Annotated in this window: 13 protein-coding genes and 1 tRNA gene; 4 read left to right on the top strand and 10 right to left on the bottom strand. The window is 66.8% G+C overall.

Annotated features, from left to right (window positions below; all coding sequences use genetic code 11):
• Positions 1-22: 22 nt before the first annotated feature.
• The 4 genes from KW843_RS06555 to KW843_RS06540 form a co-directional block, all read right to left on the bottom strand.
• Positions 23-1003 (bottom strand): tripartite tricarboxylate transporter substrate binding protein, encoded by a 981-nt coding sequence (locus tag KW843_RS06555; protein ID WP_218294241.1) that lies wholly within the window; start codon positions 1001-1003, stop codon positions 23-25.
• Positions 1004-1085: 82 nt separating this feature from the next.
• Positions 1086-2066 carry a tripartite tricarboxylate transporter substrate binding protein gene (locus tag KW843_RS06550; protein ID WP_218294240.1) on the bottom strand — a complete coding sequence of 327 codons (981 nt, stop codon included), beginning with the start codon at positions 2064-2066 and terminating at the stop codon, positions 1086-1088.
• 47 nt (positions 2067-2113) lie between these two features.
• Entirely contained in the window at positions 2114-3094 is a 981-nt protein-coding gene (locus tag KW843_RS06545) for a hydroxymethylglutaryl-CoA lyase (protein WP_218294239.1), read from the bottom strand.
• Positions 3091-4296: a CaiB/BaiF CoA-transferase family protein gene (locus KW843_RS06540; RefSeq protein ID WP_218294238.1), complete on the bottom strand. Its 1206-nt coding sequence runs from the start codon at positions 4294-4296 to the stop codon at positions 3091-3093. Before KW843_RS06540 ends, KW843_RS06545 begins: the two co-directional genes overlap by 4 nt.
• 132 nt (positions 4297-4428) lie before the next feature.
• Between KW843_RS06540 and KW843_RS06535 the strand changes: the two genes are divergently transcribed.
• From KW843_RS06535 to efp, 3 genes are all read left to right on the top strand, one after another.
• Positions 4429-5334: a LysR family transcriptional regulator gene (locus tag KW843_RS06535; protein WP_218294237.1), complete on the top strand. Its 906-nt coding sequence runs from the start codon at positions 4429-4431 to the stop codon at positions 5332-5334.
• Positions 5331-6485, top strand: coding sequence for an elongation factor P maturation arginine rhamnosyltransferase EarP (gene earP, locus KW843_RS06530; RefSeq protein ID WP_218294236.1), 1155 nt, complete (start codon positions 5331-5333; stop codon positions 6483-6485). The genes KW843_RS06535 and earP overlap by 4 nt, the downstream gene beginning before the upstream one ends.
• 155 nt (positions 6486-6640) lie before the next feature.
• A complete protein-coding gene (gene efp, locus KW843_RS06525; protein WP_057223504.1) occupies positions 6641-7195 on the top strand; it encodes an elongation factor P in 555 nt (184 codons plus the stop codon).
• Positions 7196-7374: 179 nt separating this feature from the next.
• On the opposite strand, the gene rimO is transcribed toward efp, so the two are convergent.
• Positions 7375-8766 (bottom strand): 30S ribosomal protein S12 methylthiotransferase RimO, encoded by a 1392-nt coding sequence (gene rimO / locus KW843_RS06520; protein ID WP_218294235.1) that lies wholly within the window; start codon positions 8764-8766, stop codon positions 7375-7377.
• Between the two features lie 143 nt (positions 8767-8909).
• Positions 8910-9443, bottom strand: coding sequence for a polyhydroxyalkanoate synthesis repressor PhaR (gene phaR, locus KW843_RS06515; protein WP_218294234.1), 534 nt, complete (start codon positions 9441-9443; stop codon positions 8910-8912).
• Positions 9444-9731: 288 nt separating this feature from the next.
• Between phaR and KW843_RS06510 the strand changes: the two genes are divergently transcribed.
• Positions 9732-10820, top strand: a complete 1089-nt coding sequence (locus KW843_RS06510; RefSeq protein ID WP_218294233.1) for a mechanosensitive ion channel family protein — start codon at positions 9732-9734, stop codon at positions 10818-10820.
• Between the two features lie 841 nt (positions 10821-11661).
• Here the strand turns inward: KW843_RS06510 and KW843_RS06505 are convergent.
• The 4 genes from KW843_RS06505 to KW843_RS06490 all read right to left on the bottom strand — a co-directional run bounded on the left by KW843_RS06505 (position 11662) and on the right by KW843_RS06490 (position 15637).
• Positions 11662-11814 (bottom strand): hypothetical protein, encoded by a 153-nt coding sequence (locus KW843_RS06505; protein WP_218294232.1) that lies wholly within the window; start codon positions 11812-11814, stop codon positions 11662-11664.
• Positions 11815-12281: 467 nt separating this feature from the next.
• Positions 12282-12358 (bottom strand) — tRNA-Val (locus KW843_RS06500).
• Between the two features lie 112 nt (positions 12359-12470).
• Positions 12471-14681, bottom strand: coding sequence for a bifunctional (p)ppGpp synthetase/guanosine-3',5'-bis(diphosphate) 3'-pyrophosphohydrolase (locus KW843_RS06495; protein ID WP_218294231.1), 2211 nt, complete (start codon positions 14679-14681; stop codon positions 12471-12473).
• Positions 14678-15637, bottom strand: a complete 960-nt coding sequence (locus tag KW843_RS06490) for an alpha/beta fold hydrolase (protein WP_218294230.1) — start codon at positions 15635-15637, stop codon at positions 14678-14680. Before KW843_RS06490 ends, KW843_RS06495 begins: the two co-directional genes overlap by 4 nt.
• Between the last annotated feature and the right edge of the window lie 26 nt (positions 15638-15663).

Genomic DNA, 15663 nt, shown 5'->3' with positions numbered 1-15663 from the left:
GCGCTGAAGGCCAATTTGATCCTTATTCCGCTTCGATCTTCGAGGTCTTCACCACCGAGGCCCAGTTGGCCAGGTCGGCCTTGACCTTCTCGCCCAGCTGCGGGGGCGACTGGTAGTCGGCCGTGGCGCCCTGCTCCTGGGCCTTCTGCTGGAAGGCCGGGTTCTGCACCACGGTGCGGATGTCGGCCGTGAGCTTGTCCACCACGGCCTTGGGCACGGCGGCCGGGGCGAACACCGCGAACCACGAGGTGGCATCGACCTTGGGGTAGCCCGCCTCGGCGGTGGTGGGCACGTCGGGCAGGCTGGGCAGGCGCTGCTTGCCGGTCACGGCCAGCACGCGCAGCTTGCCGCTGGCGATGTGGGGCATGAACGGGGGCGCGGTGCCGAAGGTCAGGTCCACCTGGCCGCCCAGCAGGTCCTGCAGCGCGGGGCCCGTGCCCTTGTAGGGCACGTGCACCATCTTCACGCCGCCCTGCTGCTCCAGCATGGCGCCGGTCACATGCTGCAGCGAGCCATTGCCCGACGAGGCGTAGTTGAGCTTGCCCGGGTTGGCCTTGGCGTAGGCGATGAGCTCGGCCAGCGTCTTCACGGGCAGGTCGTTGCGCACCACGATGATCTGCGGGGCCGAGATCACGTTGGCCACGGGTTGGAAGTCGCCTTGCTCCCACTGCTTTTGCCTGGTGATGTGGGGCGAGATCACGTGGTAGCCGGAGTACTGCATCAGCAGCGTGTAGCCATCGGCCTCGGCGCGCTTCACGGCGGATGCCGCGATGTTGCCGTTGCCGCCGCCCTTGTTGTCCACCACCACCGACTGGCCGAGCACGGGCGCCAGCGCCTGCGCCAGCATGCGGGCCGACAGGTCCGTGGTGCCGCCAGCGGCGGTGGGCACCACCAGGGTCACGTTCCTGGACGGGTAAGCGCCCTGCGCCCCCACGCTGCCGACACAGCAGGTGCCCAGGGCCGCGAGGGCCAGGATGGTGAATTGTTTGCGGGTTGTGTTCATGAACGCGATGTCTCCGTTGTCGTTGTTGCGAAGGGTTTGACCCCCAAAAAAGTGAAAAGCCGAAAGGGGCGGCGGCCGCCCCTCAATCGACCGTCGCCCCCGTGTCCTTGACGACACGGCTCCACTTGGGCAGATCGGATTGCACCAGCGCGGCCAGCTGCGCCGCCGTGCCCTTGAAGGGCTCGCAGCCCACGGTGGCCAGCTTGTCCACCACGTCCTTGTGCTCCAGCGCGCGGGCCACCTCGGCCTGCAGCAGCGCCACGATGGGCGCGGGCGTGCCGGCCGGGGCAAACAGCGCGTACCAGGGCGCCTGGCCAAAGCCCTTGAGGGTTTCGCCAATGGTGGGGGCATCCGGCAAGGCCGCCACGCGTTTTTCATTGACCACGCCCAGCACCTTGAGCTTGCCCGCCTTGATGAACGCAATGGCCGACGGCAGGCTTTGCACCGACAGCGGCACCTGTCCGCCCACCACGTCGGTGGCCGCCGCCGCCGAGCCCTTATAGGGAATGTGCTGCAGCTGGATGCCGGCGGCCTTCTGCAGCATCTCGCCGATCAGGTGGTTCAGCGTGCCATTGCCGGCCGAGGCGATCGAATACTTGCCGGGGCTGGCCTTGGCCAAGGCCACCAGTTCCGCCACCGTGCTGGCGGGGAAGGATGGGTGTGCCACCAACACATAGCCCGCCGTGGCCACGGGCGCCACGGGCGCGAAATCCTTGACGGGATCGAACCCCGGGTTCTTGTACAGCGCGGGGCCGATCACATGGGCGCTGTCGGCCGTGAGCAGCAAGGTATAGCCATCGTTGCGCGCACGGGCCGTGGCGCCCGTGGCCAGCGTGCCGCCCGCGCCGGGGCGGTTGTCCACGATCACGCTCTGGCCCAGTTGCTCGCCGAGCTTTTGCGCCACCACGCGCGCAATGGCGTCGTTGGCGCCGCCCGCCGCCTGGGGCACCACCACGGTGATGGGCTTGGAGGGGTACTTGTCCTGCGCGCCCGCGGCCAAGGCGGCGGAGCACAGCACGGCGACGGTAAAGATGCGGCGGGACAGCGGGGTGTGAAATGTCATGGCGTTTGTCTCCTCGTGTTATTGGGGTGATGCGGGCTCACCCGTGTTCAGCGGGCAAGCGCCCTTTCGCGGATCGCCTCGAAATCGGCAGGCACCGGGTGCAGCGCCAGGCGCGGACCCGCCTTGGCGATCTGGCTGGGAATGTCGTGATCGATGAGCGCAGGCAGTTGCTGCGCCACCGCCACGAGCTGCGCCAGATCCACCCCGGTGTCATAACCCATCAGCGCCAGCGCATGCACGATCTCCTCGCTGCACACATTGCCGCTGGCGCCCGGCGCATAGGGGCAGCCGCCCAGGCCGCCCAGCGAGGCATCGAACCGGTCTGCGCCTGCGCCGATGGCCGCCAGCACATTGGCCAAACCCATGCCACGCGTGTTGTGGAAATGCAGGGTGAACTCCACGCCCGGCCAGCGCGCGCGGGCGGCCGCCGTGAGCTGGTGCACCTGCGTGGGGTAGGCCATGCCCGTGGTGTCGCACAGCGTGATGCCACGCACGCCCCGATCCACAAAACGCTGCACCCAGCCGAACGCATCGGCCTGGGCCACATCACCCTCCATGGGGCAGCCAAACACACAGGACAGCGACACATTCACCGCCACGTTGGCGCCCTGCGCCAGGGACACCACCTGCGCCAACGCCGCGAACGACTGTTCCTGCGTCATGCGCAGGTTAGCCAGGTTGTGCGTGGTACTCACCGACATGACGAGATTCAGCTCGTCCGTGCGCGACTCGATGGCGCGCTCGGCCCCGCGCAGGTTGGGCACCAGTGCGGTGTAGACCGTGCCCGGGCGGCGCGTGATCTCGCGCATCACGATCTCGGCGTCTTTCAGCGCAGGAATGGCCGTGGGCGAGGTGAACGAGGTCACCTCGATCTTGGCCAGGCCCGCTGCCGACAGCGCATTGCACAGTGCGATCTTGTCGGCCGTGGGCACGAAGGCTTTTTCCATCTGCAAGCCGTCGCGCAGGCCGACCTCCTGCATGTGGATGCGCTGGTTCGCGCCCTGCCACACGGTATTGGATGCGCTCATTGAATCACCCCCTTGCTGCGCAGCAGCGCGATCTGTTCGGCCGTGAGGCCTGCCTCTGCCAGCACCGCATTCGTGTCGTCGCCCAGGTGGGGCGCGCTGCTGCGGATGCTGCCCGGCGTGGCCGAGAGCTTGGGCACGATGCCCGGCACTTCCACGGTGTAGCCGTCGCGCGTCTGTTGCGTGAGCAGCATGTCGCGGGCGCGGTAGTGCGGGTCTTGCGCAATGTCCTTGGCGGTGTAGACCTTGCCGGCGGGCACGCGGGCAGCGCCCAGGGCGTCCAGCACCTGCTGCACCGTGCGCTGCGCGCTCCAGGCGCCGATGGCGGCGTCGATTTCTTCCACGCGGGCCACGCGGCCGGTGTTGTTGGCCAGGTCGGGCGCGGCGCCCAGGTCGGGCCGGCCAATCGCGTCCATCAGGCGCTTGAAGATGCTGTCGCCATTGCCCGCCACCAGCACCCAGCCGTCGGTACAGGGGTAGGCATTGGACGGCGCGATGCCCGGCAGCGCACTGCCCGCGGCCTCGCGCACGGCACCGAAGGCGCTGTATTCGGGGATCAGGCTTTCCATCACGTTGAACACCGCCTCGTGCAGCGCCACGTCGATCACCTGGCCTTTGCCGCCGTTGACCTTGCGGTGGTACAGCGCCGTGAGCACGCCGATGGTGCCGTGCAGCGCCGCCAGCGTGTCGCCGATCGACACGCCCACGCGCACCGGCACGCGGCCGGGCTCGCCCGTGAGGTGGCGCAGGCCGCCCATGGCCTCGCCAATGGCACCAAAACCGGGCAGGTCGCGGTACGGCCCCGTCTGGCCGTAGCCCGAAATGCGCAGCATGACCAGGCCGGGGTTGAGCGCGTGCAGCTCCTGGGGCGACATGCCCCAGCCTTCGAGCGTGCCGGGGCGGAAGTTCTCGACGAGCACGTCCGCCTCGGCGATGAGCTGGCGGGCGATGTCCTGGCCTTCCTTCTGGCGCAGGTCGAGTGCCACCGAGCGCTTGTTGCGCGACTGCACTTGCCACCAGACGGAGGTGCCCTCCTTGATGAGGCGCCAGTTGCGCAGGGGGTCGCCTGTCTCGGGGGCCTCGATCTTGATCACGTCGGCGCCGAACTCGCCCAGCGTCTTGCCGCAGAAGGGCCCGGCGATGAGCTGGCCCATTTCGATGACGCGCACGCCTTGCAGCGCGGCGGGGGAAGCAACGGAATCCATGGAAATACAGTCTCCTGCGGCCTCGCTCCGGGCCGGTGTGCGCGAATCATGCGCAGCACGCGCGGCGCCGTAAATCGCTCAAGCACGAAGCTGCCATCGCAAACCAGCATGGCGGGGTACCATCCACGGTCCATGAAACTCGACCCCGTCTCCCTGCGCCTGTTCGTGGCCGTGATGGAAGAAAACACCATCGCCGCCGCCGCCGCGCGCGAGCACCTGGCCGCCTCGGCCGTGAGCCGCCGCCTGGCCGACCTGGAGGCGGCCCTGCGCGTGGAGCTGTTCACCCGCAGCAACAAGGGCACCGAGCCCACCGCCGCCGCGTTTGCGCTGCTGAACATGGCACGGGGCGTGCTCAACGACCTGGACGGCATTGCCACGCAGATGCATGACTACGGCACGGGCGTGCGCGGCCATGTGCGCGTGGTGGCCAACATCTCGGCCATCACGCAGTTCCTGCCGGCCGAGCTGCAGAGCTTCATGGCGCTGCACCCGCAGGTGGATGTGCGCCTGCAGGAGCAGATCAGCAGTGCCATCGCCCATTCCGTGGCCGAGAACGCGGCCGACGTGGGCATCCTCAACGAAGGCCACTACGGCGAGCGCGTGACGCTGCTGCCCTACCGCACCGACGAACTGGTGCTGGTGGTTCCCACCGGCCACGCGCTGGCGCGCCGCAAGGCGGTGCGGCTGGCCGATGCCCTCCCGTTCGACTTCGTGGGTGCCCACCCCAACAGCGCCATCAACAACCAGTTGGCCCGGGCGGCCTCCGCGGCGGGGCTGCCCCTGCGCCTGCGCATCCAGGTGACCAGCTACGACGCGCTGTGCCTCATGGTCAACGCCGGCCTGGGCGTGGGCGTGATGCCGCGCGGCAGCGCCGCGCTGTACCAGGGCAAGCTGGCCGTGCGCACCCTCACGCTGAACGAGCCCTGGGCACACCGGCGGCTGGCGCTGTGCGTGCGCTCGGAAGAGGCGCTCTCCAGCGTCGCCCGGCTGCTGGTCGATCACCTGCGCAGCCCCCCGCCATCCACCCCCGCCCCATGACCCAGTCTTCCGCCCCCCTGCAGTGGGACGTGTTCTGCCGCGTGATCGACAACTTTGGCGACATTGGCGTGTGCTGGCGCCTGGTGGCGCAGCTGGCCGGCCTGGGCCACCGCGTTCGGCTGTGGGTGGACGACGCCTCGGCCTTGCAATGGATGGCTCCCACAGGCTGCCCCGGCGTGGAGCTGCGCGCCTGGGGCTCGCCACCGCCCGGCCCCGGCGAGCCGCCACCCGATGTGATGGTGGAAGCGTTCGGTTGCGATATTGCTCCTGAATTCATAGCTTACAGCGCTTGCCAATCAAGCGCCATGAGCCCAAAGCACCCAAAACCGGTCTGGATCAATCTGGAATACCTGTCGGCTGAAAGCTATGTGGAGCGCCATCACAGGCTCTCCTCGCTCCTCTCGTCCGGCCCCGCTGCCGGCTGGACACGCTGGTTCTTCTATCCCGGCTTCACCCCCGGCACGGGCGGGCTGCTGCGCGAGCCCGGCCTGATGGCACGGCGCGTGGTGTTTGACCGCAGCGCCTGGCGTGCACGGCACGCGTCGGCGTTCGGCCTGGGCCATGGCGGCCCAGAGCAGCGCTGGGTTTCGCTATTCTGCTACGAACCCGCCGCCCTGCCTGAGCTGCTGCGCCACAGCCAGGCACAGCCCACGCAGTTGCTCGTCACACCCGGTCGCCCCACCGCCGCCGTGCGGGCAGCGCTGGCGGAAGACAGCGCCAAGACGACGAGCCAAATTGACCGCCAGCCCTTGTCCGACAAGCGCGAGCAGCTCTGCATTTCATACCTGCCCCACCGGCCCCAGCCCGCCTTCGACGAGATGCTGTGGGCCTGCGACTTCAACGCCGTGCGGGGCGAGGACTCGCTGGTGCGCGCACTCTGGGCCGGGCAGGCGCTGGTCTGGCAGATCTATCCCCAGCACGACAACGCGCACCACGACAAGCTGCGGGCGTTCCTGGACTGGCTGCAGGCGCCGCCTTCGCTGCGGCGGTTTCATGCCACCTGGAACGGACTGGACCAGGCTGCGCTGCAGTGGCCCGATGACGCCACCCTGGCGGAATGGACCGCGTGCATCCAGGCGGCCCGTGCACGGCTGCTGACGCAGGACAATCTCGTCGCACAGCTTTTGGGCTTTGTCGCTGAAAAACGGTAAAATCCAGGGCTTTGCGCAAAACAGGGGCGGCACACCGGTGTCCAGCCCTGGCGCATTCCCGCCGCGGAACATGCATCGGCAGGGCAAAACCAGCTGGTCCACCCAGCGAATTTGCCGGCCCGCGCGTTGAGCGGCCCCAACCCAAGCAACTTGCTATGAAAATCGCTCAAGAAATCCGCGCCGGCAACGTCATCATGCACGGCAAGGACCCCATGGTGGTCCTGAAGACCGAATACGCCCGCGGCGGCCGCGGTGCCGCCACCGTGCGCATGAAGCTCAAGAGCCTGATCGGCAACTTCGGCACCGAAAACGTGTTCAAGGCCGACGACAAGATCGACAACGTGATCCTGGACAAGAAGGAGTGCACCTACTCCTACTTCGCCGACCCCATGTATGTCTGCATGGACACCGAGTTCAACCAGTACGAAGTCGAAGCCGAAAACATGGGCGACGCACTGAACTACCTGGAAGACGGCATGTCCCTGGAAGTGGTGTTCTACGACGGCAAGGCCATCTCGGTCGAACTGCCCACCAGCGTCGAGCGCGAAATCACCTGGACCGAGCCCGCCGTCAAGGGCGACACGTCCGGCAAGGTGCTCAAGCCCGCCAAGATCGCCACCGGCTTCGAAGTGCCCGTGCCCCTGTTCGTCTCGCAAGGCGACAAGATCGAAATCGACACCCGCACCGGCGAATACCGCAAGCGCGTGTAAACATCGTGTGGCACCCAGCAAAAAGGCTTCCCTCGGGAAGCCTTTTTTCATGGGGTCCTGCCCCACGGCTCTATCAAAAAATGAGCTTCCGCCGCTTGCTGCCTATAGGTTTCCAGGAGAAAACACCTTGAAACCCTCTACACACCAGCGCTGGCAGCTCACTTTTTTCAATCACCCATTCAGATAGGCTGCGCCACCAGGTCGTGCCCGCGCACGCCCACGATGCGGGCCCTGGTGAACTCGCCCACCTTCATGGTCTTGCTGATCTTCTCGGGCGGCAGCAGCTGCACCGTGCCGTCGATCTCGGGCGCATCGGCGTAGGTGCGGCCCACGCCGCCCTTGCGGCCCAGGCCCGGGGCGGAGTCGACCAGCACCTGCATGGTGGCGCCCACACGGCGCTGCAGGCGGGCGATGGAGACCTCTTCGGCCACGGCCATGAAGCGGGCGCGGCGTTCCTCGCGCACTTCCATGGGCAGCATGCCGGGCAGTTCGTTGGCGGCGGCGCCGTTCACGTCGCTGTAGGCAAAGCAGCCCGCGCGGTCGATCTGCGCCTCGCGCACGAAGTCCAGCAGGTGCGCGAACTCTTCTTCCGTCTCACCGGGGAAGCCGGCGATGAAGGTGCTGCGGATGACCAGCTCCGGGCACACCTCGCGCCAGCGCTGGATGCGCTCCAGGTTGCGCTCGCCGCTGGCCGGGCGCTTCATGCGCTTCAGGACATCGGGGTGGCTGTGCTGCAGCGGCACGTCCAGGTATGGCAGCACCTTGCCCGTGGCCATGAGCGGCAGCACCTCGTCCACGCTCGGGTAGGGATACACATAGTGCAGCCGCACCCAGGCGCCGTAGGGCTCGGCGATCTCGCCCAGGGTCTGCACCAGCTCCAGCATGCGGGTCTTGACGGGCTTGCCGTCCCAGAAGCCGGTGCGGTACTTCACGTCCACGCCGTAGGCAGACGTGTCCTGGCTGATCACCAAGAGCTCCTTCACGCCGCCTTCGAACAGGGCCTTGGCCTCGCTCAGCACGTCGCCGATGGGGCGCGACACCAGGTCGCCGCGCATCGAGGGGATGATGCAGAAGGTGCAGCGGTGGTTGCAGCCCTCGCTGATCTTGAGGTAGGCGTAGTGCTTGGGCGTGAGCTTGATGCCCGCGATGCCGAAGTTGCCGGGCACCAGGTCGATGAAGGGGTCGTGCGGCTTGGGCAGGTTCAGGTGGACAGCGTCCATCACCTCCTGCGTGGCGTGCGGGCCGGTCACGGCCAGCACGCTGGGGTGCATCTGGCGCACCATGTTGCCGCCATCCTCGCCCGCGCGCGCGCCCAGGCAGCCGGTGACGATCACCCGGCCGTTCTCGGCCAAGGCCTCGCCAATCGTGTCCAGGCTTTCCTTCACGGCATCGTCGATGAAGCCGCAGGTGTTGACGATGACGAGGTCAGCCCCGTGGAAGGTCTTGGAGGTTTCGTAACCCTCGGCGCTCAGCTGCGTGAGGATCAGTTCGGAATCCGTGAGAGCCTTGGGGCAGCCAAGGCTCACAAAACCGACTTTGGGTGTTTTCGTGGGGGACAGTACTTCGCTCATATCCCCGTATTGTCCCAGTTCCGGCGTGCAACAGGGTGGGATTGCCCATTTCCCGAACGTTTGCCGTGCCCGCCAACCCGTGAAACCGGCGCGCCCGGGACCAGCGGACGCCGTGGAACCCGCGTCGCCAGTGGCTCAGGGGGCTACCTTTTGATGCCGAAGGCGCCCAGCATCTGCTCCGTCTGCTTTTGCATCTGCTCCTGCATCTGCGTGAGCATGGACTGCGACTGCTCCACGTAGTTGCCCATCATGCCCTTGAGCATGGGCGACTGCAGGCTCATGAACTGCGCCCACATCTCCGGGGTCACGCTTTGCGACTGCTCGGCCAGCTTGGCCTGGATGTCGGTGAAAGCCTGGACGTTCTTCTCCAGGTAGGCCCCCATGAAGCCCTGCATGGCATGGCCATAGAAACGGATGATGTTGGCCAGCACCGCCTCGGTGAACATGGGGGCGCCGCCGGCCTCCTCCTCCAGGATGATCTGCAGCAGGATGCTGCGCGTGAGGTCCTCGCCCGTCTTGGCGTCGCGCACCACCACGCTCTGGTGGTCCATCACCAGATGGCGCACTTCCGCCAGCGTGATGTAGGTGGAGGTATCCGTGTCGTACAGACGACGGTTGGGGTACTTCTTGATCACGCGCTGGGCCGATTTGGACGCGGCACTTTTCTGTTCGGACACAACGAACTCCTCGGGCTCGGAAACCCATGTATTGCAGTGCAACACATTCTAGGGAGGGAGAGCCCCGGCAATTGCAAAGGAATACCCTGATGGCAACTTGTCCACCGCTGCCGCAGGGGCGCCTGCAACGGGTTGTGCGCCCGCTTGCCGGCAGCCCACGGCGGGGCCCACGCGCATGCACGGCGAACAGGCGCGGCGCCCCGTCCGACAGACAGCGCCCGGTGCCGATGCGAGAGTCGCTGTTCCCGCCCATCTGCCGTTCGCGGCCTCGCCCCACCCTGCCCTGCCATGCCCGAAGGACTTCACCTGTCTCCCTGGTCTGCCACCGCCCTCGCCGCCCTCCTGGCCGTGGCCGTCGCCGCCATGGCCCACCGCATCGCCGCGGTGGTCCTGCGCCGTGCCACGGCCCCGGTTCCGGTGGTGCGTGCGGTGGTCATCGCCTGCATTCCCGTCATGCGGGTTCTGCTGCCGCTGATCGCGCTCCAGCTCGTCTGGCAGGCGGCCAGCGACGACTTGAGGTACATCGGCAGCGTGCGGCATCTCAACGGCCTGCTGGTGATCGGCGGAGCGTGCTGGCTGCTGATCGCGGCCATTGGCGGACTTGCCAATGGCGTCATCGCGCAGCATCCCGCGGACGTGGAGGACAACCTCACGGCGCGGCGCATCGCCACGCAGGCACGCGTGTTGTCTCGCACCGCGATGACCGGCGTGGTGATGGCCGGCGTGGCCCTCATGCTCATGACCTTTCCAGGGGCGCGGCAGGTGGGCGCCAGCCTGCTGGCATCGGCCGGCGTGGTGGGCATCGTCGCCGGCATCGCAGCGCGCCCGGTGTTCAGCAACATGATCGCGGGCCTGCAGATCGCGCTGGCCCAGCCGCTTCGCATCGACGACGTGCTCATCATCGAGGGCGAATGGGGCCGCGTGGAAGAGATCACCGGCACCTATGTGGTGTTGCGCATCTGGGACGAACGGCGCCTGATCATTCCGCTGCAGTGGTTCATCGAACACCCGTTCCAGAACTGGACGCGCACCAGCTCGGAGATTCTGGGCACCGTGTTCCTCTTCGCCGACTACCGCATGCCGCTCGATCCCCTGCGCGCCGAATTGCAGCGCGTGCTGGAGGCGGCCCCCGAATGGGACCGGCGCGTCGGCATTCTTCAGTTGACCGACGTGACCGAGCGCACCCTCCAGATACGCGTGCTGGTTTCCGCGCGCTCTTCAGGCCTGGCCTTCGACCTGCGGTGCCGCGTGCGCGAGGCACTGGTGACCTTCATCCAGCGCGAGCATCCCGACTGCCTCCCACAGGTGCGCCTGCACGGGCAAGGCAGCCCCCTGGTGCCCGCAGGTGCCGCCTCACCCGCTCCGGGCATGGGCTGACGCCTGCCCGCAGTGGCAGGCGTTGCACCCCAGGGGCAGGCGCGCGGCGCGCGTGGGGCGGCCCCCAGCCCAGGCAAAAAAAAAGCCCGCACCAGGCGGGCCGAACTCTCGCATGAAAAAAGCAAGAGGAGGGGAGGTGTCAGGGAGAGAGCCTGACAGAAGCATCGTAGGCCCCTATCGGCGTTACGCGCTGACAACGCAAGCAACTTGCCTGTCGAGACGTAACGGCCCCTGCCCGGGCCTATCGCACGAGGCTGAGGCCGGGTCGGCGTGTTGGCTGGCACAAAGCGCCACGGGAAGGCGATAACGTGAGGCCATTGCCCAGGTCCACTCGAAAGGAAAGACCGCGATGCTTCACACCCACGTACCCGCCCCCTCCCCCGTACCCCCCTTCCCTCCCGTGGACACCCCGCCCCCCTGGACGCCCGAGCCACCCCAGGTCGATCCGCCAGCGCAGCCAGGCACACCCCCGGTGCAAGACCCGCCGCCCCACTTCTAGCTGGCGGGCGGCTTCGGCGGTAGCAGCTCAGGTCGGCCCGCACCGCGTGGCGCCGGTGCTTCGAAGGGGAGGGGATGAAGTTTCTTGCCACTCAGGATGGCCGCGCGATCAGGGTCGCGGAGGGCTGCGGCAGAGATGGGCCACGCGGCCTTTGGTGGGCGCAAAGTGCCAGCCATGTCATGCGCCGTGCAGGCTGCTGGTATACAGGGATACGTCAAGAATCAAGACCAGCGGTGCCGCTTGCACTCAAGAGATAGCACCAGCGCGATGAAGCACCGCGCTTGGCGGTGCGGTTGATGGGAGACGGGAACGCCGGCCCAGGCGATGGCGGCATCGAACGATTCAATAGCCCATCTTGAAATACGCCACCGCCAGCACCGCCACCGTGGCAACCACTGCGGCAAGCCAGAAGACGCGGGTGTCGTACATGCCCAGTTCTGGATCCGTATCCACGAGAACGTGTTGCATGCGGGAAGAATTGGCTGGTGTGTTCATGGTGGTGACCCTTCTCTCTGGAGCCCCCAAGTTAACGCGGCGAAACATCTCGCCGTGTCAGACAAACGCCAATCTGCGTGCAGCCACCCGCCGATAGGTGTGCCCCAGTCGCCAAATCTCGCCACAAGGCGCCATGAGCCACGACATCAATCACCCTTCTTATATGGATGCCTCCGTGGCAAGCGCCTGTGGAGCATTGCACATATGCGATCACGAGTGATTGTGGCGCGGGCCGAGCCACTCACCCGTCGCCCCACAGACAGGCCGCGGGATTGCCCAGTTGCCTTTCAACCGCCATGCGGAATGGGTCAACGGCCTGGGGCCAGGACAGACAGGGCAAAGCTGGACGTTGCGCAGAAACAAAAAAGCCGCCCAGTGGGGGCGGCTTAATTTGATCAGGAACCCCAAAAAACAGGGTCCTCAAGAATCCCGAAAACCCGAAGTCTGGTTCACTTCAGAAGGAAACTTGGTAGGCGCGATTGGACTCGAACCAACGACCCCCACCATGTCAAGGTGGTGCTCTAACCAGCTGAGCTACGCGCCTGTCGTTGTTTAGACCACGATTATAGCCATAAAAATGAGGGGCTTGCCAAAAAACAGGCAACACTTCGCATGGAACTCACTGGCGCCCTTTGCATGCCTGTCCTGCAAGCCGCTCAGCGGCGGCGTGCCGAGCGCACGCCCGGCACGCTGGCCACGATGCCGAGGACCTTGTTGAGGCGGCCTGAATCGGCGACCTCCACCGTGAAGGTCATCCACGCAGTGCCTTTCACCGACTGGGTCTGTACGCCGATCACATTGGTTTTTTCCCGGGCAAAGACTTCAGAGATGTCGCGCAACAGGCCCTGGCGGTCGGCGGCTTCCACGGCTACATCGACGGGATACACGGCTGCAACCGCCGCTGACTTTGGCGCGCCCCATTCCACCTCGATGACACGCTCGATGCTGCGCGCGGCCATCTCGCGAAAGTTGCTGCAATCGGCCCGGTGCACGCTGACCCCCTTGCCGCGCGTCACGAAGCCGCGAATCAAATCGGGCGGTGCCGGCTTGCAGCACTTGGCCAGCTGGGTCATCAGCGAGTCGATGCCGACGACCAGTACGCCGCCCTTCGGAGCGGCATTCGTGCGGGCCTTCTTGAGCAGCAGGTAGTCATCCGGCTGCATCACAGGCTCGGGCGGTCGCAGCACCGTTTCGATGTTGCGCAGCGAGAACTCGTCCTTGCCCACCACCTCAAACAAGGCGTCGGCAGACTTGAAACCCAGCTGCACCGCAAGGTCGTCCAGCTTGACGGCGGTCTTGCCCTCGCGCTGGAGCAGCTTCTCGACCGCCTCGCGGCCCCGCGCCACGGTTTCGTGTGTCGCCTGGGCGTTGAACCAGGCACGCACCTTGGCCTTGGCGCGATGGCTGGTGAGGTAGCCCAGCTCGGCATTGAGCCAGTCGCGCGAGGGGCGGCCCTCCTTGACAGTCGATATCTCCACGGTCTGCCCGTTTTGCAGCGGGGTGTTGAGTGGCACCATGGCGCCGTCCACCCGGGCCCCCCGGCAGCGGTGCCCGAGGCTGGTGTGCACGGCATATGCGAAGTCCACGGGCGTGGCGCCCTGCGGCAACTCCACCACGGCGGCATCGGGCGTCAGCACGTAGATGCGGTCCTCGAACAGCCCCCGATTGGGTACAGCACCCGAGAGGTCGCGCTCCCATGCCAGCAGCTGGCGCAGCACCGCGATCTTGGCGTCGTATTCGCCCGAGGCAGAAACCCCCGCATAGCCCTTGCTCCCCGCCTCCTTGTAGGCCCAATGGGCGGCCACGCCGTGTTCGGCATGGTCATGCATGGCCTGGGTTCGGATCTGGATTTCGATGGGCTTGCCGTGGTCGTCGCGCACGATGGTGTGCAGCGACTGGTAGCCGTTGGGCTTGGGCTTGGCGATGTAGTCGTCAAACTCCTCCACGATGGGCTTGAACTGCTCGTGCACCCAGCTCAGGGCGGCGTAGCAATCCTTTACCGTGGGCACGACAACCCGCAGCGCACGGATGTCGAACACCTGGTCGAAGTTGAGCGACTTGCCGCGCATCTTCTTGACGATGCTGTAGATGTGCTTGGGGCGCCCCTGCACGCTGGCGCTGATGCTGCGCGCGCGCAGGTCAGCTTCGAGCCGCGCGCGCAGCTGCTCCATGTACACCTCGCGCTCGCCGCGTTTTTCGTCGAGCAGGCGCGCCACTTCCTTGTAGGTGTCGGGCTCCAGGAAACGAAAGGACAGGTCCTCCAGCTCCCACTTGACCTGCCAGATGCCCAGGCGATTGGCCAACGGCGCGAATACCTGCAGCGATTCGCGCGCCAGGCTGGGCGACACGGGGCGCTTGGCGGACGCATGAAAGCGCAGCGTCTGCAGGCGCGAGGCCAGGCGCAGCATCACCACGCGCAGGTCGCGCGAGAACGCGAGCAGCATCTTGCGCACGTTCTCCGTCTGGATGGCGGGGTCGTCCAGGTGCTCGGCGGCGCGGGCCTGCTGCTGCACGCGCATGAGCTTGGTGGTCTCCACCGCAAGCGCCGCGAAGTTCTCGCCAAAGGCCTTGGCAATGACCTCTTCGGGCTTGTTGAGGTGAATGCATGCGTGCACCAGGTAGCTGGCCGCCTGCATGGCCTCGGAGCCGCCTATTCCCTTGAGGATGGCGGCCACGGCATCGGCATGGGCCAGCGTGTTTTCGCCCGAGTCCAGGGTCTCGCCCGCCATCAGGGGCTCGGCGAAGGCGCGGGCGCGGGCCAGCGCGTTGACCTGCTCGGGCAGCGTGTGCGCAGTGGCTGCAATGAGCTGGGGGAGAACCTCGGCCTGGGGGGCGAGGGACGCCTGTGCGGGAGGGTAGGTTTTCATCCGGCCGAAGCACCTTCCGCCGCCAGCAGGAAACCGGTGACTGCAGCGACCTGGTCGGCCGCCACCAGCGTGGGCGCATGCCCCACGCCTTCGAACTCCACCAAGCGCGCACGGGGGCCTCGCTGCGCCATGGCCTGCGCGGTTTCGCGGGACAGCAGATCCGATTGCGCACCGCGCAGCAGCAGCGTGCGCGCGGCGATATGGTCATACAGCTGCCAGAGCATGGCCTCCCCCGCCGCGGCGGACTCCTGCGTCAATGCCCGAAACGGCACCGCGATGGCAGGGTCGTAGTGCAGTGTGATGCCGCCCTCCGGCAGCGTGCGCACCATGTGACGCGAAAGTTCCAGCCACTGTTGCGGCGTGTGCGGGCCAAAGCTCGTCGAAATGGCCCACATGGCATCCGCCGCCTGCTGCAGCGACTCGAACCGTGCCAGCTGTCCCAGATAGAGCCCGATGCGCTGCAGGGCTTCCCACTGGATGACCGGCCCCACGTCGTTGAGCACCAGGCGCCGCACGGGCACGGGCAGCGGCAGCCCTGGCTGCCCCGCGACGCCCATGCCGATGAGCCCTCCCATGCTGGTGCCCACCCAGTCGAGCGTGGCGATGGGGCCCTGCGCCTGCAACTGGTCCACCAGCGCGAGCATGTCGGCCGCGTACTGGGGGATCTGGTAGCCCATGGGATCGGCCAGCCAGTCGCTCTGGCCCCGCCCGACCACATCAGGACAGACGACGCGGGCATGCGCGCTCAGCGCACGCGCGAGGGTGTCGAAGTCCCGCCCCTGGCGCGAGAGGCCGTGCACGCAGAGCACCACGTGCGGATGTGCTGGATTGCCCGTGGCATTCCACTCCCAGTACGCCATGCGGTGGCGAGACTCGGCAACGGAGGCGTTACCAGAAGACACCCCGGTGGCCGCGGGGCCAGGGCACAGTACGTAGTTCAGCGTAGGTTCAATCATGGGGAGCGGAATCGAGGGGCAGCGCT

This window comes from Acidovorax sp. sif1233 (genome assembly GCF_019218755.1).
In the GTDB taxonomy this organism is placed as follows: Bacteria; Pseudomonadota; Gammaproteobacteria; order Burkholderiales; family Burkholderiaceae_C; genus Acidovorax.
The sequence above is the reverse complement of the archived record's forward strand: the minus strand, read 5'-3'. Positions and strand labels throughout refer to the sequence as shown.

Coding starts and splice junctions, on each gene's coding strand:
- KW843_RS06490 (WP_218294230.1), bottom strand. CDS start 15,637: ATGATTGAACCTACGCTGAACTACGTACTGTGCCCTGGCCCCGCGGCC.
- KW843_RS06510 (WP_218294233.1), top strand. CDS start 9,732: ATGCCCGAAGGACTTCACCTGTCTCCCTGGTCTGCCACCGCCCTCGCC.
- KW843_RS06545 (WP_218294239.1), bottom strand. CDS start 3,094: ATGAGCGCATCCAATACCGTGTGGCAGGGCGCGAACCAGCGCATCCAC.
- efp (WP_057223504.1), top strand. CDS start 6,641: ATGAAAATCGCTCAAGAAATCCGCGCCGGCAACGTCATCATGCACGGC.
- KW843_RS06535 (WP_218294237.1), top strand. CDS start 4,429: ATGAAACTCGACCCCGTCTCCCTGCGCCTGTTCGTGGCCGTGATGGAA.
- earP (WP_218294236.1), top strand. CDS start 5,331: ATGACCCAGTCTTCCGCCCCCCTGCAGTGGGACGTGTTCTGCCGCGTG.
- KW843_RS06540 (WP_218294238.1), bottom strand. CDS start 4,296: ATGGATTCCGTTGCTTCCCCCGCCGCGCTGCAAGGCGTGCGCGTCATC.
- KW843_RS06495 (WP_218294231.1), bottom strand. CDS start 14,681: ATGAAAACCTACCCTCCCGCACAGGCGTCCCTCGCCCCCCAGGCCGAG.
- rimO (WP_218294235.1), bottom strand. CDS start 8,766: ATGAGCGAAGTACTGTCCCCCACGAAAACACCCAAAGTCGGTTTTGTG.
- KW843_RS06555 (WP_218294241.1), bottom strand. CDS start 1,003: ATGAACACAACCCGCAAACAATTCACCATCCTGGCCCTCGCGGCCCTG.
- KW843_RS06550 (WP_218294240.1), bottom strand. CDS start 2,066: ATGACATTTCACACCCCGCTGTCCCGCCGCATCTTTACCGTCGCCGTG.
- KW843_RS06505 (WP_218294232.1), bottom strand. CDS start 11,814: ATGAACACACCAGCCAATTCTTCCCGCATGCAACACGTTCTCGTGGAT.